The following is a 22,434-nucleotide window of genomic DNA, read 5'->3' as shown; positions in this document are numbered from 1 at the left end:
TGTTAAGAGTTTGTTTAGAGCCGCCTGATAGAATAAACGCAGATATGAAAAAATAGGTAGTTTTATAACTAGTATTTTTTGTCCACGGGAGGGCAGGCCGAAAGGAGAATGCGGAAGCATAGGGAGTGAATCTTAGACTACAGCGAAGCTTGCTGCACGCCGGACAGGACATGATGAACGAATAAGGGGGAGCACCAATTGTTAATGAGCAGGAGATTGAAGAGATATACCTCGCTAAGCTTAATTCTTAGTATGTTGCTATCGTTAATACCCAGTTCCTTTAGCGGACTGGCACAGGCTGCGGGTGATGATTATGAAGTCACGTTTCCAAACGGACAACATGTTGGGAACCTAAGCTATCCTGCGGACAATACATTCCTCAACTTTTATACCGAGGTGGAAGGCTTCAAGCAGACAGAGAAAGACAAAGATGCCAAATATGATTGGGTCAAGGGAGATATCTTTGCGGGTGTCGATGATAATGAAGCAACGGTTGAATTCCAGGTGAAGGTAGCCGACAATACCATTCTAAAGAATATGGCGGAGAGCGGACATGCGGAGATGCTTACAGGATTCTCCGTGCTGCGGCGTCACTCCGGGTTCTTATGGACCCGTCATTCGTCCATTACAGTAAACATTGACGGAAAAAATATTATTAATGAACGAACGGGCAGCAGCCAGCGGTATAACAAGTCGGCCAAGTCCCTCATCAAACCGAATTCTGTTATTACCATTAAGGTCTGGGGTGAAGGCGACGACGACGGTGAAGCAGCCGGTGTACGCGGATTTTACCTCAAGTTCCAGGATCTCAAACGTCCGGTCATAGATAACTATACCTTCACCGGGAATGGTGCAGAGCGGCTCAACGAGAATATTAACCAGAAAGAGCTGTATGTCAAAAGAGATGAGAACATCACCCTAAGCTACAACTTCAGCGAGCCGGTCAGACCGAGCACGGTAGTGAAGGCCAATTCTGATTATTTCCTGCGGCACAAGCTGTTCATTAATGATCCGGACACCGGACTTCCGGCGGCCGGACAGCAGCAGTATCTGCAGAATATATCCTTTAATGAGAACAATCTGAGTTCATACCAGAAAAAAATTGCCTACAGATATACGGGAGTTCCTTTCCATAACAGCAGTAACCTTCCGCTGAGACCCTTAATTACCGGGGGAACCACTGGCGGTGCGCAGATGGATCTGTCGCTGGAGAATAAATTGAAAGAAGCCGTGCTCAGTGATGCAGCTGGCAATAAAGCGGTTTTCAATCTCAACGCTGTGCCAAGCAGCGGCAGCAATTCCTGGGTGGAGCGCAAAGCCGGGAACCCGTTTGACTTCGACCGGGGCGGATACCGCGTCATTGTCGATGCTGTGCGTCCGAAGTATTCCAAGACCGCGAACGGCATTCAGCCGGAGATTCTGACCGGGGTTACGCTCAACAAGGGAGATGTCATTGACTTCACCCTGCAGATGACCGAAGAGGCGATTGCCAAAACCGGCTGGGATGAGAAGAAAACCTTCATCCTCTTCAATAACGGAATGAAAGCCTATTATGTTATAGGCAGGAATACAAAAAATTGGACCTTCCGCATGACCGTGCCTGACGGCAAAACGGTGGAAACCCCATTGCTTAAGGCCGTAGCCATATCCAATGATGCCAAGGGCGGCAGCGAGCCGATCCAGATGGATACCGATGTCATTCAGGATTACGCAGGCAACCTGATGATTCAGCCTGCTAACTTCGATGGAGTACACGAAGAGAAAATTAATCCTTACGGCAGTGATCTCTCACTCGCCAACTCCAAGATTGACTGGGCGAACCTGTTCATCGACAACACGGAGCCGGTGATCGGTTACCGGTTCGAGACAGGCGGTGCGACGGATACAACCTATGCCAAAAAAGGCAAGGTGACCATCGACGCCAACGATCCTTCCATTAAAGTACCGCATCTTGATCCTACTGTAGCTGACCGTGGAACAGAGCGGCCGAGCCGCGGGATATACCGCCCTTCCAATATGAGTGCGGAAGCCTCACCTTCGGTAGGTCTGGTGTACTACTGGTGGAGCCAGGATAAGGCTGATCCATTCGCTGGTGTAGCCGGAGATCATTATGCAGCGCTTAAGCGTTACGCACTCTCCGCCAAGCAGCCGTCGGAAGAGCTGTATCCGGGAGAATTCGAGAATGTAGTGCTGTCGGTAGTGAATAACAAGACGAACCTGCTCGCTCCTCCGGCGGAAGCCTTCGAGGAAGGGAACAGCGGCGAGTGGTATCTGCATACATGGACTGCCGATATGTCTTGGGATTCTGCCAGAGAATTGATGCAGCATAAGAAGAAAGACATTTACAAGAATACCCATCAGGCGCAGTATGACGCTTGGATAGAAGAAGCACCGGGTTCCAAGGCAGATAAAATCTTCTATGCCGATAATCAGGCGCTGGCGGCTGTTGGACAATACGGCGATAAGAGTGTCTGGCCGCTTGAGGATTTCAAGAATGACGACTCTAACTGGAAGCATGAAGTTGGCGTGCTGAAGCTGGACAACCAGGGACCTGCCATTACGCTGGCCGCAGAGGATACAGCTACGGTACAAGCTCTTGTGAAGGACCCGCACAGCGGTGTCAAAAGTGTACAGTACCAATGGGTGAAGGACGGGGATTCTCCGGCGAGCGACAAGTGGGCGGATACGACCTACACCGGTTCAACCGTAACCCGGTCTACCTATGAGGATATTGATGAGGACGGATCATACTGGCTCTATCTGAAGGCGCTGGATCATGCGGGCAATGAGACGATTAAGACTCCGCAGGAAAGAGCGGTAGTCGTGAGTTCTGAGGCGGCCATTCCGACACAGTTCACACCGGAAGCCAATCCTAACTATGTGAAAAGTCATGATGTCACCTTCCAGATCAGCGGTGTGCATCCCGATTATGCGGGCTATGCCATCAGCGACAGCTCTCTTCGTCCAAAGGATAGTGATTTCACCGGACTGGAGGTTTCCGAGTCATCTGGCATATCTCCACTGTCTGAGAAAAGCCTGATTGAAGACGGCTCGGAACCGGCACCGACTGGTGCTCCTACAGAGCCTAGTGCCCCGGCTGAGCCAGAGGTTACAGCAAGCATCGGGCCGGTAGTCATTATGAAATTCTTGTCCTCCGGGCCGGCAGCGCCTTCGTTGACGCCGCTTGAATCGGAAGAGACTCCGGCACCGGATAACAATGCCGAGCCAGCAGCAACACCTGCTGCTTCAGCAGAAGCTACTGAACCGGCAGCGACACCAACTGGCTCAGCAGAAGCAACTGAACCGTCAGCGACGCCTGCTGCTTCGCCAGAAGCCGGCACCGATGCCAAGCTGGCAGCTAAAGGTCTTGGCGCTTCTGTAAGTGAAGCCACTTACAGCTATATTATTCCTGCTGAAAAATTAAAATTGAACGGAACGCAATACATTCATCTTATGGTGAAGCACAGCGACAAAACGTACTACTACTCGAAGGCTTATTATTTTGATAATGAAGCACCGGCAGTGTATTTCAGCCCTGATAGTGTTGCTTACCCGCTGCCGCTGCAGAAGACGAAGATTAGCGTGTCAGAGTTCTACAGCAAAACAGGACTGGTCAGCAAGTATCAATGGGTCAGACAAGATGCAGGTGCAAAAGTGCCTGACGAGTCTTCCATAGAATGGAAGGATGTTCCAGCAGGCGGCTCAGTCTCCATCGACGACAAATCGCTGGATGCAGGACAAATCTCGGAGTTCCGCTTATATGTACTCGCGGTTGACGGAGCAGGCAACAGCACGATCAAGGCAAGTGCAGGAACCTTCAAGGTCTCGGCAACGACCAAGCCGGATGCGCCGGTGTCGGATGCCAAGTCTTCTCTGATCTATCTGTCCGGTGATACAGCGGACGGCTACACAGCCATTGTGAAGCTGAGTCTCGAAACAGAGGACAAGACCGGTTATGAATATTCGGTCTCACCGGATAACGGAGTGAGCTGGCTGAACTGGAAGCCATATACGAACTTCGTAGCCGTGAAGGTTCCGACGAGTAAGGCTGAGGAGCTGCAGGTATGGGTGAAGTACAGAACGCCGGGCGGTCTGATCAGCAAACCGGCCAAGCTTGATGTCGATGGAGCTTCTACCAGCGTACAGCCGGTCTATGCGCTTGCTACGCTCAGCGTGAACAGCCCGGTCAATGCCAAGGTTGGTGCGGATATTGAGATTACGCTCCCGCCGGGTATCCGCGTAACGCCTTCGAAGATTAACCCTTCGGTGCCTGTGCGGACCGGCAATTCATTCAAGATCTACGAGAATGGCTACTACAGCTTCGATCTGACCGATCTAAGTGATCCGGACCGGACAGATACGCTGTATCTGGTTGTGAAAAATATTGACGGCACTAAGCCTGAAGGAACCGTTGAATATTCATACATGGAGAGTACGAACGGTAATGTGGTTGCCCTCCTCCAGAGCACCTCTGAGCCGGTGACGGTGGTGAACAATGGCGGCAAGACAGCCTACACCTTCACTGAGAACGGCAAGTTCGAATTCGAAATTAAGGATGCGGCCGGAAATGTCAATACGGTTGAAGCAACGGTTGCGAACATTAACAAGGAAGTGCCTAGAGTAAAAGTAGTCCGTTCCTACCAATATGGCGAGAATGGAAGCCAAACCTTCGGCACCCTGAAGGATAACAGCGGCAATGTGCTGTTCTCCACAGGCGTTACGGTTACGGTAGAGAAGGCGGATGCTTCGGCTAAAGCGTTCAACATTATCAGTCCCGATAAGAGCATTACACTCATGGAGAATGGAACGGCTTCATTCACTGTGGTGGATGTATACGGCAATACGACAGTTATCAAAGAAAAGGTAACGAATGTTCTCTCTGCGCCGCCAGTACCGGACAAAGTGGCCTATACCTTTGTAGATGCCGAAGGCAAAGCGGTTCCGGCCGATCAGATTGTGACCATCGGCGGACAGAAATATGCCAAAGGCAAAGTGAAGGTTACGCTTAGCGGCACAGTAGCTGCCCCTAACCACATGTTCTCGGGCGTAAGACCTATTTCAGACGGAGCCGCGTATACGAACCAGATCAGTAAAGCGGATGGAACGTACAGCTACTCGCGTGCTTTTGAGAGCAGCGGTTCAGCGGTCATTGCCATCTCGGATCTGCTGGGCAATGTGAACAAGGTTCCGGTGACCATTGCAGGACTTGATAACACAGCACCTGAGCTGACACTGAACAAGGAAACCGTAGGGATTGTTCAGAACAAGAAAGACTTTAACTTCCGTACGGATCTCGGCGGGTTCACCGTTTCTGATAATGTATCGGCTGAAGCTAACGTGAAAGTATCGGTCAGCGGGCTGGATCTGAGCAAGCTTGGACGCCAGCGCGTAGCTTACACAGCAGTTGATCAGGTAGGCAATAAGACGGTGGTCTATCAGGATGTGGTGGTCGTGAAGGACGGCGGATTGCTGGTCTTCGGTAACGATACCTTAATCTCGGCTTCCTCCGGCGAATCTGCGTTGTTCAATACCAACACCATTACCTTCAAGGTATCCGACTTCAATCTGATGAAGGTAGGCGGAGTAGACAAGGTCAACCAGGCTGGAACATTCGATATTCTGTATTACCCTGGTCTGTACCGCGAAGGACAGCTGAAGCTGGTGAAGCAGAAGCTGACCTATGCTGAACTGGTGAGCAGTAATTTCAAGGTCACCTTCCCGAAAACAGGCTGGTACACCATTGTGGTGAGAACCCAGGAACGTGACCGCGAATTTGCTACCTTCTTTGTCGGCAATCTGAAATAGTTGAAACAAGAACAGGGGGAATACTTGGTGAAGTTGTTGAAACGCACAGTAGCGGTAATGCTCACCTTAATCATGGTATTTCTGTCCACCTCCGAGAGCTTCCATGCTCTCGTCGAGGCGGCCAGCAGTACCAAGACAACCATGATCCAGAATGACTTTATTAAGGTCACCGTGGATAACGAAACGGGCCGCTACGGCATTCGCACTGTAGAGGGTCAACCGATCCGCAAGAACGACAATAATGTAAACCTGCTGTTCCAGGGAGATGACCCGGAGACGTCGTTCACGACGTTCCGGATCGATGGAACGGATTATATCTACGGTAATAAATACAAGTTCGACGCCAGCCACTATTCAGAGACTAGTGCACCTAAAGTGGTGGAGAATTCAAATGGCACCAAGCAGCTGGAGATGATCTGGAAGATTAAAGGCGTAGAGATCAAGCAGATTCTAATGCTCTACACCGACAGCAAGGATGCTGTGAATTCCGGGAATGTCAACATCCGTTATGAAGTGAACAACAAGAGCGGTGCGCAGGTGCAGATCGGCAGCCGGATTCTGCTGGATACGATGGTCGGCGGCAACGACGGGCCGCAGTTCCAGATTGGCACAGCCTACAAGTCACCGCTGCAGGTGGAGCGGAAGCTGGTCCACAATCCGGAGGACGATAAGGGGATTCCCTTTGAAGATAGAGCTTACTTCAAGATTCCTGCTTATTGGGTGATGCGCGACAAGCTGGATCTGACGAATCCTCAGGCAACCAATGTGGTGGCCTACGGCTTCAATAACTTTGCCGAACAGAATATTAATATTGTGGATGAAATGATCGTCGGGCACTGGAACGGCCTGGCGAATACGAAATGGGATTATAAAATTAATCCGAATCTGGACTTCACCAGAGATACCAATGATTTCGGCACAGCGGATTCTGCGGTTGCCTTCTATTGGAACCCGGAGAAGCTGGCGCCGGGAGGCTTCCAGAGCTTCGAGACTGTATATGGTCTCGGTGAGCTGACAGCCCCTGATAAAGTGTTCTCGATCCGTTATGTAGATCAGGTACAGCAACTGGCTACCGAGCCGGTTGAAGGCGGAGGAGTGCCGACGAAATATGAGAAAAACGGAGTCTTCGACGTTATAGCAGAAGTAGAGAACCTTCAGGCTTTCAATATGGAGCACTCCAAAATTGAAGTCGAGATGACCCTGGAGAGCGGCCTCAGCTTCGTCAGGCAGAATGAAAAGGGAGAAACTGTCCTGGATGCAAACGGGAATCCGGTCCTGGAGAATTCCCGCAGCAAAATGCTGGAGTTCAAAAAGTCAGCCACACCTGATGAAGCAGCTATGGGCATTGAGCCGAAGTACAAGCCGGGTGACGCGATTACCGCAACCTTCCGTGTTCAGGCTAAAGGCAGACCTTGGCCGGTTACCCGGGAGTATATGATTTCCGCGAGAAGCCCGGAAACGCAAGGCAAAATCGAAGGCGTGAAGGATGAGGGCATTAAAGCCCAGTATGAATCGACCCGCACTAATTTCATTCTTTTGCCGCCGGTGGGAGAAGCAACAGCTACGTATTCCTATGCACTAGCACCGGCAGAGCTGTACAGCACAGATGTGAAATATCTGACAGTGAATCTGTCAAATATTGAAGCTTACAATACAGGTAATGCAACGACCGCGCCGAACTTTGACCTGTACCTCAAGAATAAGGCAAACGGTAACCGGTATAAGGTCAATGTCCAGGACGCAGTGGTGATGCAGCCGACCGATGACGGATTCTCCGGCGCCATGCGGATTACGTACCGCGGCGGTGATCAGGTGGATTCAGGCGGCAATGTGGTGGAAGCCGGACTTGGGCCTGAATTGCCGCTTGGCGAGTATCAGGTGGAGATTGATTACAAAGGCGATGCCGGCGGAGATGAGGAAGTAGCGGCTCTCTATGATATGACAACTCCGCAATCGTTCCTGGTCACTGATAATAATGACACGCGTATCCGTGAAGCCGGAGTAATGGCGGTCTACAAGGAAGCTGTAGATATCAGCGGTCTTGCGAACGGCGCTACGGTAAAGGATGAGCTGCTGGATCAGCTGAACTCTCTGTTCCCGGGCAAGCCTTTCAAGGACGGTTCGTTCCTGTACAAGGCTGTTACCGAGTATAAGAAAACCAAAGCCTTGTTCGGTGCAGCGAGCAAAGCGGTGGATCCGAAGTTCGACATCAGTGAATTCATGGATGAAGAAGCGCTGAAAGAGACTCCAATGTATGCTTACAAGTTATTTGCAACGGAAGAGGACTTTGAGGAATTCAAGGAAGAAGCGGAAGCCAAGGACCCGGAATTCGACCGTGAGATTCTGGTTACCGTCCGCGGCATGATCAAGCAGGTTGGCACAGGTGACGAAGAGCAGGTCATCGTGGATACCAAGACAGAACCGGCAATTATTAATGATGCTGTAGCTTATAAAGGTAAGGACCTGTCTTTTGTACGCGGTAAGCTGGATATCTTCGGAAACACCCTTCCCGGCGATCTGCCTTTCCTGGATACCCTGTTCGTCAAGGGTGAAGGAACGCTGAGCGTAGCGAGCAGCGGGTTCGTCTTCCATAAAGGCGAATGGACACTCGACTTCTTCAACGGCTTCAACAAGTCGCTTGGAGAAGAAGACTTCGATCCGGAGAAGGAGCAAGAAGAGGACGAAGACAAGGATGACGACAAGAAGGATGAGAAAGGCAATGACGGCAACCCGGAAGATGATACACAGAACGGCAGCCTGAAATGGGCGGTTGGCGGTGTAGGTGACCGGTTGAATCCGCTGCGCCAGATTATGATTGAGGATGTGTACTTCAACAAGCAGTCTCTGTTCGGAGCACCAAGCTTCTCCATTGACGGCTTTGGCTTCTCCTTCAATGACTTCATTCTTAGAGAGAATGGGATTTCCTTCGGAGGCTCATTGTCCCTGAAGATCATTAACTCCGAGATCAAGAATGTCATCTTCAACAGTGCCGGCTTCTATGGCGTCGATGCCTCCCTGGGCTTCGATCTCAATCAGGAGATGGGCTTATTCGGACCGGATAAGAAGAAGGATGCGGATAAGAAAAAAGGTCCGGATGCTCCAAGCGGCAAAGTTACAATTAAGCACGCTGTGCAAGGCGGGGGCATAGGCAATGAATACGGCCTGGAGTTCGCAGCACAGCTGAAGAATATGATGGGCGTGGAGATTGAATTCTCGCTCAAAAAAGTAAAAGACGGCCGGATTCTTCCGGATGTGATTGCCTTCGGGGCAGAGCTTCCGCAGCCGGGTATCCTGGTGACGGGTGCAACGTACCTGACAGCCATCCGGGGAGCAGTACGTGAACTGGCGGACACTATTGCCGGCGGCACGGCAGAGGACCCGTTCCCGTTAACCATTCAAGCAGGCGTAGGCATGCGGTTCGGGATTGCTCCGGCGTATTTCTTCGGCGATGTGGACCTGACAGTGAAGCGTACCGGCCTTAAGGTGGAAGGCAGGCTGGATTTCGCTGCCAAAGCCGATGCGGAGAAAGATGACCGGCTTCCGATGCTGACTAAAGCGCTGCTCGAGGCGCAGTGGGTAACCCCATGGTTCGTGCGCGTGGAAGCAGAGATGGATATCGGCGGATGGGATATCATCATCGGGAAGGCGGGTATCTTCGTCGGACAGAATCTGGAGAAGAACCGCACTGATTTTGAAGGCTATATCAGCTCCAAAGTGCAGATTCCGAACGATGTACCGGTTGTCGGCGGCATGCCGCTGTCCAGTATGTTCCTTGGCGTCAACAATGATAAGGTCTGGGGCAGCATCGGTATTCTGCTGATCTCCTTAGGTATTACTTACTACTGGAGTGGCGGCATTGAATTCGGTACTTCGACCGATCAGCTGCCGGAAGGAATGATCCATCTGGTGGTGGATGATCCAGAGCTTGGACCTCGTCTCATGGTGATTGGTGCGGGCGTGCAGACGCTGGCCACCTCCAAGGTAGCTTCCGAGGAAGAGAATCAGGAAATTATCTACCGTGAGGTAGAAGAAGGCGTCAAATATGTCGAGAACGGATCAATCAATGTCGGTGTAGGCGGCATTACGGTCAAGAACGGTGGCAGAATCCATGAGATTCCAATGGACGGCGTAGCCGGTAATGCCATTATTGAAATGGAGTACAGCAGCAAAGAAATGCCGGAATTCAAGCTGCAGGATGCCTCAGGCAAAAATTATCCGGTGAAATTCGACAACACGAACACTGATCCTACGGCAAATGCTTTTACACAATATATTCCTGCAAGCTATAAAACGGAGAATGGGCCTAAGCTCAGCAGTGAAGTGGATATTCGCAGAGCGTATATCATTATTCCGGAGAATGAAGCCACAAAGGGCGGTACCTGGAAGCTGACAGCCGTCTCGGCGGTTGACACCAAGCTGCTCAACGTTCCTACGCTGCCTACGCTGAATGAAGTCAACCTGGCGAATGACAGCGCGAATGCGAATAAGTTCACAGCCTCCTGGAAAGTTGCCAATGCAGCCGAAGGCGATACTGTGAACCTGTATCTGGCTGAGGATGCGGTGACGAACCGCAAGGAAATGCTGAATGGTCAAGAAATTCTGCAGACGGGTGATCCAGGTATGCTGATCGCCAAGGATGTGCCGGTCGGAGCCGGCGGCTCGGTTAGCGGCGGAATTACGAGCGGCAGCAAAGTGATCGATGTCACCAATGTAACATTGATGGGCAATCCCGAGGATATCCGCGGGCTGCTCAGACAAGGCAATTACTACCTGCGGGCCGAGCTGAAATCCAGCTCGAACTTCGGGACGAAGACTTCGCCGCAACGCTTTGAAATCATCGATCCGCTGGCACCACAGAGTGTGAGTGAGGTCAAGGTTGAGCCTGCCGGCAACGGATTGTTCTCACTCTCCTTCAAGCCGGGAGCGAAGAAATCGGGACACAGCGGCTTCGAGCACAGCTACGTGGTCGATGCGAAGCTGGATGCTGAAGGCAAACTGAGTGAATATGCTCCGTTTGGAGAGCTTTTGTATACCGAACAGGAGCTTAAGCCTTACTGGAATGCATCCACAGGCACATACGAAGGTCTGTTGATTGGCGGCTGGAAGGCTGTATCTACAACAGATGAAGTCTATAAGGGCAGCCTTGAAGGCTCAGTGATTGATCTGAGCAAGGTGAAATATGTCGGCCTGGAAGTGAAGAAGAATTACGTCATCGGCGTCAGTGCCGCAACGGTTCCAACCGAGGATGCCGACAAGCATCAGAACTATCATTATGCCGAGCGGCGTGAGAGCAGCAGCACCTTGCTGCCAACTCCGAATCTGCCGGATCTGACGGTATTGAGTTCATCGGGGACGGTAGATGCCTCCTCCGGGAACTACGTGAACCTGTTAACGAATGAAACGAAGCAGAAGCTGACGCTCTCTTCCAAACAGTCCAATGTGACGGTGGAAGCATTCTATGCTGACAAATCCATTGGGACTGTAGCCCTGACGAACAAGGCCGGCGGTGGAAGTGAAGGTATACTGAATCTCGACCAGTTCCAGACGGACGGTCCGTATGCGATTGAACTGAGAGCCAGAAATACGGTGACCAAGGATATCTCAGTGACCATGCTCTATCTGACGGTAGACACGATCGCACCGGTCCTGTATCTGACGGAGCCGGTAACGGGCGAACGTACCGCACAGGGTGCCATTCGTGTAGCCGGAACGACAACTACAGGCACTACACTGGCAGCAGAGTATACGGTGAGTCAGTTACAGCCTGACGGCAAATACAAAGACAAGGTTATCTCCAAGACGCTTACGGTAGATCCGAAGACGGGAGATTTCAATGGAATGGTGGAAGTGAATTCGGAGGAGCCTTCAGTGGCGCTAAGCATTGTCGCAACTGACGGTGCCACCAATCAGAACACAGCCATTGTGGATATTACGAATGCCGGCTTCAAAGTACCGGTTGCCCTCGTTCTGAAGGGAGCGGAGACGCTGACGCCGGGTGCGGCAGGCCAAATTCAGGCCTATCTCAAGGTGTCGGATGGCAAGGACGGGAACGGCAAGCCGAAATTCAAGGAAGAGCCGATTACCGGCAAGGATCTGGCCAATCTGACTTATGAAGTTGCCGTAGGTGATGCAGTATCCCTGTCGGCACAAGGCAATGTTACTGCACTGGCTACAGGCTCCAGTCTGATTGAAGCCGAGTACAAGGTGTCTGAGGGTGTTACGCTCAAAGGCATGGCTGTGACGACTGTAGCTGTACCTGAATCGAATGATTTGGGTACTGTGCAAGCCGTATCCTCTCCGATTAACGGAGACAGCAACCATACGAAGATTACGGTGACTTCCGCCGGAGATATGACCGGACAGCAGATCGCTTACAAGGTCTTCTCGTCGAGTCCGGCAGAACTGAAAAGGGATGACAATGTAAGCTCATGGAGTCTGCTTCCACTCGATGGTATCGTGTCCGCTCATCCGGGCGCTACTGTTGTGCTGGCCAAGCGTACCTCCTTGGACAAGCTGGTTAGGGCTTCCGGTAGTGTAGCTGCATCGGTCTGGACCAGCAGCGGTTCAGGCGGTGGCGGCGGAGCTGGCGGTGGTGGCGGAGGCGGCGGTGCCGTGCCGGGAATTGTTGAAGAACAAGCTCCGGAGCAGGCAGCCGAGGTTACCGTCAACGGCCAAGCCGTGAAGACAGAGTGGAATGGACTTACAGCGATCGTACACATTACGGATAAAGAAGCTGCGGCTGGCAGTGACCTCACGGTAAGCTCCACCGATAAGAATGCCAAAGCATTCAGTATCCGTGTAGACCAGAGTGTGGTCCAGCAGCAGCTGACCGCGAAGAAGAAGATTGTGATTGAAGTTCCAATGGGACAACTGGTCATTGCTCCTGAGAATCTTGCAGGTGTAACTGCCGGACTTACCATCGGTATTGGTGCCAATAGTGATGCCGATCAGCAGGGCATGAAGGCTATCGCCGATCAGCAAGGCTTCACCCTGATGGGGGCAGGCCAAGGTGTAACGGTTAACGTTAATCTGCCGAAGAGCAGCTGGACACCGGCGCTTGCAGCCAAGATTGCCATTCCTGCGCCGCTTGCGGCCAAGGAAATTACAGCTATGGTGCTTAAGGACAAAGACGGCAACTGGACAACGGTACCGTGGAAGCTGGACAGCAGCGGTACGGCAGTGAATGTACAACTGACCGGTGAAGGCAGCCTCTTCTTCATCCGCAACCAGAAGACCTTCAAGGATATGCCTTCAGGCTGGGGCAAGGAAGGCATTGCGGCTGCATCCGCCAAGCTGTTCGTACTAGGGAAATCTGCGGAACTGTTCGATCCGGCAGGCAAAGTGACCCGGGCAGAATATCCAACCATTCTGCTGCGCGTTGCAGGTCTCATGAACAAGCAGGCAGCTTCGGCAGGCTTCAGTGATGTCAGCGGCAGCAGCTGGTATAACCGCAGTGTCTCCATTGCCGCTGAAATGGGTATTGTTACCGGACTCGAAGGCGGAAAGTATGCGCCTAAGGATACGCTGACAAGAGTTGAAGCGATGACGATGCTAGGAAGATTGCTGAATCAGGTTAATCCGGGCAGTGAACTTAGCGAGGCTGAAGTCACTTCGATCCTCAGCGGTTTCACTGACAAGGGTAAGGTTCCGGCATGGGCAAGACAAGCAGTGGCAATGAGCATCAAGAACGGCATTATTCTCGGGGAAGGCAACAAGGTGAACCCGTCCACTCCGCTTACGCGTGAGCAGGCGGCAGCCATTGCCATCCGTCTGGATCAATTCATTACAGCTAAGCAATAACAAGGATGTGCCCGTTCGCTCGTAAGCGGGCGGGCACACTCTGCTGGGAAATCCTTAAGTCACAATACTATTCAGGTGGTGTCAACATGGCTTTGAAGCGAAGATCATGGATAGGTTATCTTATAGCACTGGCGGTAATTGTCGTTGCCGCAGTTGCCGGAGGCATCATGGCCAAGGCTGATCCGCAGACCTGGGACAGCACGGCCGATACCAGTTGGTACGTGCCGACGAATGATACTTTCAAAATTAACAATGCTAGAGAGCTTGCTGGTGTAGCCAAACTCGTGAATGAAGGCACTGTAAATGGACTCAGCGGTAAAATTATGGAGATTACGGACGACCTGGACCTTTCTGCTTACCAGTGGGTGCCCATCGGTACGGCCGAGAATCCCTTCCGGGGAACTTTAATCACGGAAGGCGGATTAATCAAGAAGATTTACGGTTTGAACGTAGTGGCGAACCGTTCATACCAAGGCTTGGTAGGGAATATGCAAGGCGGTACAGTAGGCGGCCTGAGTTTTGAATCAGGCACCATCTCTGTGACCGGAGTAACCTATGATGTCTATGCCGGCTCTGCCGTAGGTAAAATGAGCGGCAGCAGCATTGTGTTTGACATTACCAACAAGATCAATATCACTTCGGACGCTTCCCCGTATCACTCCTACACGGGCGGTATTGTCGGGATGGGCGAAGGGATGATCTCGAACTCAATCAATAACGGAACCGTTACAGCGTTTGGTTCAGCCGATGTGGGAGGAATTATGGGCTATGGCGACTCCAGAGGCATCATCATCAAAAAAATAGTCAATAATGGTGCGGTTCTTGCCCAGGGGACGGACAGCTCCGTGCTTACCGCAGGCGGGATTGCAGGTCATACCACAGGACCGCTCAGTCTAAATGATGAAGACACTCCTATCATCAATACGGCGGCGGTTACCATCGCTGGCGGGAATCAGGTTGCGGCAGGCGGGATTGTCGGTAAAGTAGACAATACCATCGTGTTCTCCAACATGACTACCAATAATGGTGCAATTACCGTTAATGCAGCAACGGCAGTGAACTCGGCAGCCGGGGCGCTGGTAGGTGCGACAGGAACAGTAGCCAGCCGTGAGGTTTCCATTACATTTGTGAATACGGCGCCGGTTACCAATAACGGTGGCAAAAACGTATATACTGGCGGCATTGCCGGATATACGGGCAGCAAATTCACCTGGACGCATCCTTATGTGAATACACAAAAGATTACAGCATCAGGGTCAGAGAATGTAGCTACCGGCGGATTCGTCGGATACGCCGTAGGCGGTCTGGTTACCAGCAACGCTACAGCGGGAGTATTCGAGAATAAAGAGCTGATCTCGGTTAACGGCGGCACAGGCGTCTACACCGGCGGGATTGCCGGTTATGATGCAGGCGGGAACATCACCCAGACCTCTTCAACAGGCGAGCTGAAGGTTAAAGGGACTGCGGATGTATATACCGGCGGTACCGTGGGTTACGAAATCGGCGGAACCATTGCATCATCAGTGACCGGCAAGACGGAAGGGCAACATCTGGCAATCACTTCCGATGGTACAATCGGCGGAATCGTTGGCTATCTGGAAGGAACCTTGAATAATTCTTCTATTAAATATGCTACACTGCAGGTTACTTCGGCAGGCGGTGTTATCGGCGGGATTGCCGGTAACGCACAGGGTACAGTAAGCGGAGTTACGGCCGGAGATGCTGAATCGGCAGGCTACAGCACTTTGGTGCTTCAGGCTGCAGTAGCGGATGCGGCAGACGGGCAGGACAATATCACGTTCGGCGGACTCGTGGGTGTGAACACCAAGCCGTTGACGCTGACCGGCGGTAAGGCCTCGCGGATCAGCTTCCTGAATGAAGCCGGAAGAAGCGGGTACACCATCGGCGGCGCCGCTGGCAAGCTGACGGCGGATGCGGTCATCGGATCTGCAGCCGTGCCTGTGCAAGTGCAGGATCTCCGCACAGAGCTGAAGGCTGATAAGGTAAGCTTCGGCGGCGGCGCAGGGCATAACTCGGCTGCCCAGTTCAACGGGCACACGAATCGTATCGAGATTAAGGCTACAGGCGCTACAGTAAAAGCTGGCGGCATGCTCGGTGAGAACCATTCAGCCGCAGCCGCTCCGTTCAATCATGCGGAGAATGTTATCATCACCGCAAGCGGTGCAGATAATCAGCTTGGCGGGAATACCGGCTTCAATGCCGGACAACTGGTTAACGCTACAGTGACCCAGTTGTCTATTGAAGCCAGCGGTGTCCGTGCTGAAGCGGGCGGAATCGCCGGACATTCGGAAGGGACGGAGACTCCTGCTACACGTGCAGGGATTACGTCCGCTGTGCTGAATGTTCCCGGAGCTGACCCGATGATTACGCTGACTGCGGCGGATGCCAAAGCGGGAGCGATCGTTGGAGCAGCGGCAACGACAGATATTACAACGCCGGAAGTGAACGCGCAAGACGGTGCGCTGATGCTCATTCAGGCGCAAGCGGCGAAGCCGTCTGTCGGCGGCTTGGCAGGTACCCTTACGAACGGCAGCATCAGCAGTGACAGCAAAGTGGTCAATGTGGAGAATATGCTGATTCTGGCAGGACCAGCGGCTACAGATGCCTATGTTGGCGGGATTGTAGGCTACAATGAGTCCTCCAGGCTGGAACGTCTGGTAGGTTCAGCGGTGAGTCTGACCCTTAATGCACCGCGCGCTACTGCAGGCGGGGTGGCCGGATATAACCACGGCAGTGCTACAGGTATTATTGTGGACACTTATATCAGCGGTCTGAATCTGAAGGCTAACAACGGGGCAGTGTCCTCGTATGCCGGGGGGATTGTCGGCCTCAATGCGGCTCAGAGTATTGATCCGGTACTGAATCCTGTGACCTCGGTCAGCACGATTCAGAATACCCGGACACTGGGTACGGTCTCCGCTACATCCGCCAATGCCATTGTGGGCGGTATGGTTGGTGAGAACCGCACGCTGATTGCCAACAACAGCATTACCGATAAGATCTCGGTGATCGCAAGAGGCAATTCCTCCATCATCGGCGGTCTGGCCGGTGTGAATACAGCATCGGGAACACTCTACTACACGTATTCCAATGCGAACCTGACCATTGAAGGAACAGGTACACATGCCGGGGGATTAGCTGGCAGCAATGCCGGTGCTGTCATTGGCTCTTATGTAGATATTGATGTGACAGGAGATGCTCAAGGAACCTCGGGCGGTTCTGTTTACCTGGGCGGACTCATCGGCAGAAATACAGCCGGTACGGTGGAGCAATCGTATTCTGTTTCCAAGGTTACCGCGAAGAACGTCTACACCATTGTCGGCGGTCTGATCGGAGAACTGTCCGGCGGAACGGTCAAGAATTCCTATGTAGCGAAAAGTGTTAACGCTGCGAACGACAATTCTTATGCGGGCGGCTTCGTTGGGCGAATTACAAACGGTAAAATAAGCAACGTCTACTCAGCAGCAGAGGTTAATGTAGACGAGAAAAAGACTGCTTATGCCGGCGGCTTCGCCGGACGTTATGATAATGCAAGTAAAGAACTGCTCTATAAATCCTACTATATTAAAGATGAAGGACTGAATATCAACCGCGATCTGCCTGATTTCGCAGAGGGCAATCACCGCTGGCTGAATGTGCATGTCCGGCTGACCACCATTCTGTCAGAGACACTGAAAGACAGAACGGTATTCCCGGGCTTGTCGGGCTGGGATTTCGAGGGAGCCTGGAAATACGGCTCGCTCAGTGCGGCCTACCGTTACCCTGAAGTCAACCGCATTGCCAATACCGGCGGCGGAGACAACGGCAATAACGTGAATGCCAATATCAACTGGTACACGAAGGATAAGGATGCAATCGGCTTCGAGATCACCTCGGAGGCTGAGCTGGCCGGTCTGGCGGGAATTGTCAACGGCACCATTGCCGGTGTAGAGCAATTCAGCTTTAAGGACAGAACCGTGACTGTGATGAATCCGGTCCATATCCAATCCAAGCAATGGGTACCTATCGGTGATAAGGAAGTCAATCCTTTTGAAGGAACATTCGACGGGAAAAGCCAGCTGATCGATGGTCTGACCCTGCAGCCTGTCTATACGCATTCCGGGTTGTTCGGAATCATTGGAGCGAATGCTACAGTGCAGAACATGAATCTGGAGCCGCTCACGGTTGCCGGCAACGGCTACACCGGCGTTCTGGCCGGAACGAACCTGGGTACAGTCAAGAATGTGGACCTTAAGCTGCTGGACGGCGTGAAGGTCAGCGGCGGTATTGTCGGCGGCATCATCGGCCAGAACTCAGGCAGTGTTGCCGCTCTGCAGCTTACGCTCGACGGCGGAAGCCGGATTGAGACGGTAGCTGAAGGCGGCATCGCCGGCGGCCTTATCGGCGACAACACAGCGGATATTACAGCTGACACTTATGTCATCCACGATAAGGATGGCAGCATCGGCAGCGCGGCTGACCATGCCGTTATCGGCGGAATTATCGGGGTGCAGAATGGTAATGTGACGGGCCTGGCCCTTGAAGTGAACTCAAGATACCGGATCTCTTCAACAGGAATGGAAGCCACTGTTGGCGGACTGATTGGACATTACCAGACAGGTCAAGCTGAAGGGCTGACCGTGAGCTTTGCAGACGGAACCCTGGAAGCGCGGGGGCTTGGCTCCATCCTGGGCGGAATGATCGGTCAATCCGATCAAGGGAACAGCATCCGCAATGTTACAGTTACCGGTCCTGGAAGCGGTGTGCAGCTGACAGCTAATGGTACGGCTGGCGGTGTTGTGGGCGCGAAGGAAGGCAGACTCGGCGGAATGCTGACCCGTTCTGTGGATAACGGCAGCAGCTTCGATATTGAACATGCAGCAGTATCAGGCGTGAAGCTGGCTACAACAGGCGACAGCTTGAAGGCTGTGCTCGGCGGGATTGCCGGATCAGCTTCCCGGACGGCGATCAATGACGCCAAGTTCAAGGCTTCTCTTACGGCCGCTGGTGAAGTAATCACTGCCGGAGGGATTATTGGAGATAGCGATAATTCCATCATCTACAATGCAGATTCGTCACCTGAGCTTCAAGCGGCAGCGAAGAGCGGTGAGGTTGCCGTCGGCGGGATCGCCGGAACAATCTCAGCGGACGATATCAATCAAGGCTTTGATTTTGGCAAGGCGTACCCGCTGTATAAAGGGATTTACATTGCCAAGGTTCATGACGGCCAGATTACCGTCACCGGAACAGACCATCGTGCTGACCTGTATGCAGGCGGTCTGACCGGCAAGAATACGGATGCCTCCATCTATAGCTCCGAGGTTGCCTCCGGTCTGAAGGTAACCGGCGGCAATACCGTGAGTGCAGGCGGAGTTGCCGGATACAGTAACGGTATCATTGTGGATACCATTGTCAGAAGCGGTGTGAACGCAGATAACAGCAGAGTAATCAATGCCGGCGGGCTTGTCGGCTGGGGAGACGGCGGCGAGATTCATTACAGTAAGGTGATCTCCGGCTCCGGCCAGTCCATCAACGTCGGATCAGCAGTTACTCTGGGTGAATCAGTACCGAATACACGCGTTGGCGGAGTGATCGGTATGGCCGATCATGTCCTGATTACGAATACCCATACGGATATTCCGGTAGTGATCACAGATACCAATCAGGATAACACGATGTATGCAGGCGGCTTTGCCGGACTCCTGGGTGAGAACGGTACACTTGCCGGACAGATTCAGAAGTCTTATGCCACAGGCAAGCTGAATGTCAGCGGCAGATTAGGCTCCTATGTCGGCGGATTCGCCGGGTCTGTAGATCATTACTCGATCACAGATTCCTATGCCTCCGGTGACATCAGCAATACCGGCTTTGACACACGCAGCGGCGGGTTCGCAGCCTCCGTGGAGAGAAGCGGCAGCATCAGCAAGTCTTATGCTTTGCAGAATAAGCTGTCTACCGTCGGAGTGAAATCTTCAACCCGCTCCTATAACGGCGGCTTCGCCGGTTATAATGACGGAACGTTAACCAGTGTCTATGCCAATGTACCGCAGATTACCGTGGCGGTTGCGGGGGACAATGTCTCCAAAGGCGCACTGGTCGGCTATAACTTCCGGGACGGCAAAATCATTAGCTCATCCTACACAGGCACATTGGCTGCTGTAGGGCGTAACACAGGCGCGGCTGCAGCAGCCGTAAGTACAGCAGCAGTTGATCCGCTGACTTCAGGACTGTGGCGTATCGATTATGATACTACCTTCCTGAACGACTTGAAGGATGGGGCCATTACTGTACAGACTCCGCTGCAGCTCGCGGGGGCAGTCATGTTCTATAACGAGACAGGGTTGAATTATTACAAGCTGTTCAACAGAACAGCTGAGAACAAGCCGGAGCTGGCAACAATCCTGCTTGGGGCGGATATTGATCTTGCCGGCCGCTTCTGGACCGCGTTCGACAGCTTTACAGGTGTGTTCGACGGCCAAGGCCATACGATAAACGGATTGTCTCTGAAAGCCTCCGGCCAGCAGACCGCCGGATTCATCAAGGATAACCGTGGCCAGCTCCTGAATGTGAACTTTACCGGAGCGGAACTCTCCGGCGCAGTGAATTCAGGTGTCGCTGCCGGGATCAACCACACTGGTGCAGTGATCCGGAATGTGAAGGTCAGCGGCTCCGTGGCGGGAAGTGCTGCCGCAGGCGGGGCAGCTGGTGTGAATCAGGGCACTCTGGAGAAGGTCACGAATGAAGGAGTGAAGCTTGCCGGAGCAGGCCGGATTGGCGGAATTGCCGGAAGCAACGCTGGTGTGATTCACCAGGCTGTATCGAAGGGCAACATTGATGTATCATCTGCACTGGCCGCAGGCGGAATTGCCGGTGAGAACAGTGCAGAAGGCTCCATCACTGAATCGCTTGTCTATGGCGATATCCGTGTAGCTTCAGCCCAGGCGATCGCTGGCGGGATCAGCGGACTGAATGCTGGAGAGATCAAGAACAGCTACTCTGCCGCAACGGTCCTCGCCGAAGGCATGTCTACTGCATGGGCTGGCGGTATTGCCGGTCTGGCAGAGAGCGGGTCGATTATTACTTCCCTGAACACCGGAGAAGTGAAGGCTGGAGTGAAGGGCAAGATTCAACCGCTGCAAGCCTTCTTCGGCGGGATTGCCGGACAGAAATCGGACAATGCCACGATCAGCGGCTCCTTGTTCAACAGACAAATGCTGAAGGATAATATTGCGTACTACAATCTGAATGGCCAGGCAGTATCCGGCAATAACAGCAGTGCCATGGGGCTGCCGGGTGCAGAGCTTACTGGCGCGAATCTGCCGGCAGGCCTGGATGCCGGAATCTGGACAGCCCGGAACACATTCTATCCGCTGCCTCAGGCCTTTAACGGAACAAATGAAGGGACTCTGGCTTCAGCCGCTGTTATCCTGAACTCGCAGGATCTGATTAACCGCGTGGGTTCGGCATTCCACATGAGCAGCGGCGGAGCACTCTCCTGGAGCGCTGATCCGTCCAAGGCTGTAGTGAACGGTACAACCGGCAGCCTGATATCAGGTGGCAGTGCAGTGCTGAAGGCAACCGCTGGAGGACAGAGCAGAAGTATTGCTATTAATACCGCTGCATTCCAGTACCCGAGCGCAGCAGTTGCACCAACTGCAACTCCTGCAGATAAGAATTTCACTACTGAAGTGAAGGTGGAGCTGGCAACAGGCGAGCAGGGAGGAAGCATATACTATACACTGGACGATACAACACCTACAGAGACCTCCCAGCTGTACAGCGGACCTATCGATCTTAAGAGCACAACAACGGTTAGAGCCATTACGATTGTATCCGGCAAAGAGTACAGCCCGGTTGCAGCCTGGACCTGGACGCTTGTAGTCCCTAATCCGAGCCCTAATCCAAACCCTGGTACCGGCAATGGCGGCGGTGGCGGTGGCGGTCCAATTGCTCCGCTTCCAAGCCCGACACCTGCACCGGCAGCTCCGTCGATCACAGCGGTCGCTGGAACATCGACAGTAACTGGTGACAGTGAAGCTCCGGTCAAGATCGCTAAGAACAGCAAGCTTGCGCTGAAGGCTCCAGAAGGGCAGACGATCTATTACACAACGGACGGTAGCATTCCGACTGTCAAGAGCACGAAGTACACCGGTGAGCTGCTGATTACCAAGAGCATGACGGTCAAAGCCATTACGGACAAAGACGATAAAGTCATTACCATCGAGTATGCGGTGGAGAATGCGAAGTACAGCCTGAAGAGTAACAGCGGTGAGATCAAGTATATGGCAGCCTATCCGAACGGTCTGTTCATGCCGAACGCAGCCATCACCAGGTATGAGCTGATCCAGTCGCTTGCACCGCTGCTTGACATGGAAGAAGTGAATGTAGGCAATCTGTTCAATGATGTCAATGCCGAGAATGAAGGACTGACCGGATTCTTCGCATCGGCCGGCATTATTGAGGGCTTCCCGGATGGCGGATTCGGCGGAACGAAGGGCTTAACCAGAGCCGAGTTCTCCAAAATCATGACAACTGTGCTGAAGCTTGATGTAACTGAGACAGGCGTAACGAAGCAGAAGGATCTGAAGGGACACTGGGCAGAAAAATATGTCAATGCCCTGTCGCAGGCAGGTTATGTGCAAGGCTTCCCTGACGGAACCTTCAAGCCGGGAACACCGATTACCCGTGCGCAGGCCGTAGTGCTGATTAACCGGATTGCCGGCACGAAGAAGCTGACGGTAACGGCTGTACAATTCAAGGATCTTCCGGCTACCCACTGGGCTTATAAAGACATCATGTCGGTTGTGAAATAACAGAAATTCATAAGTG

The 22,434-nt window shown here is 52.8% G+C and carries 3 protein-coding genes; all 3 read left to right on the top strand.

The features are described from left to right. The first annotated feature begins 252 nt into the window (after positions 1 to 252). Entirely contained in the window at positions 253 to 5,805 is a 5,553-nt protein-coding gene (locus tag C173_RS12935; protein ID WP_036725374.1) for a hypothetical protein, read from the top strand. A gap of 27 nt (positions 5,806 to 5,832) precedes the next feature. After that, complete coding sequence (locus C173_RS12930; RefSeq protein ID WP_036725371.1) at positions 5,833 to 13,605, top strand: S-layer homology domain-containing protein; 7,773 nt, start codon at positions 5,833 to 5,835, stop codon at positions 13,603 to 13,605. A gap of 86 nt (positions 13,606 to 13,691) precedes the next feature. Continuing rightward, complete coding sequence (locus C173_RS12925) at positions 13,692 to 22,418, top strand: chitobiase/beta-hexosaminidase C-terminal domain-containing protein (RefSeq protein WP_036725370.1); 8,727 nt, start codon at positions 13,692 to 13,694, stop codon at positions 22,416 to 22,418. Positions 22,419 to 22,434 lie beyond the last annotated feature (16 nt).

The sequence above is a fragment of the Paenibacillus sp. FSL R7-277 genome (assembly GCF_000517965.1).
GTDB classification, from domain to species: domain Bacteria; phylum Bacillota; class Bacilli; order Paenibacillales; family Paenibacillaceae; genus Paenibacillus_AQ; species Paenibacillus_AQ silagei.
This window is presented reverse-complemented; position numbering and strand designations above follow the sequence as displayed.

What these genes read in the sequence shown, in the direction of transcription:
- C173_RS12935 (WP_036725374.1), top strand. Translation starts at nt 253, where the DNA reads ATGTTGCTATCGTTAATACCCAGTTCCTTTAGCGGACTGGCACAGGCT.
- C173_RS12925 (WP_036725370.1), top strand. Translation starts at nt 13,692, where the DNA reads ATGGCTTTGAAGCGAAGATCATGGATAGGTTATCTTATAGCACTGGCG.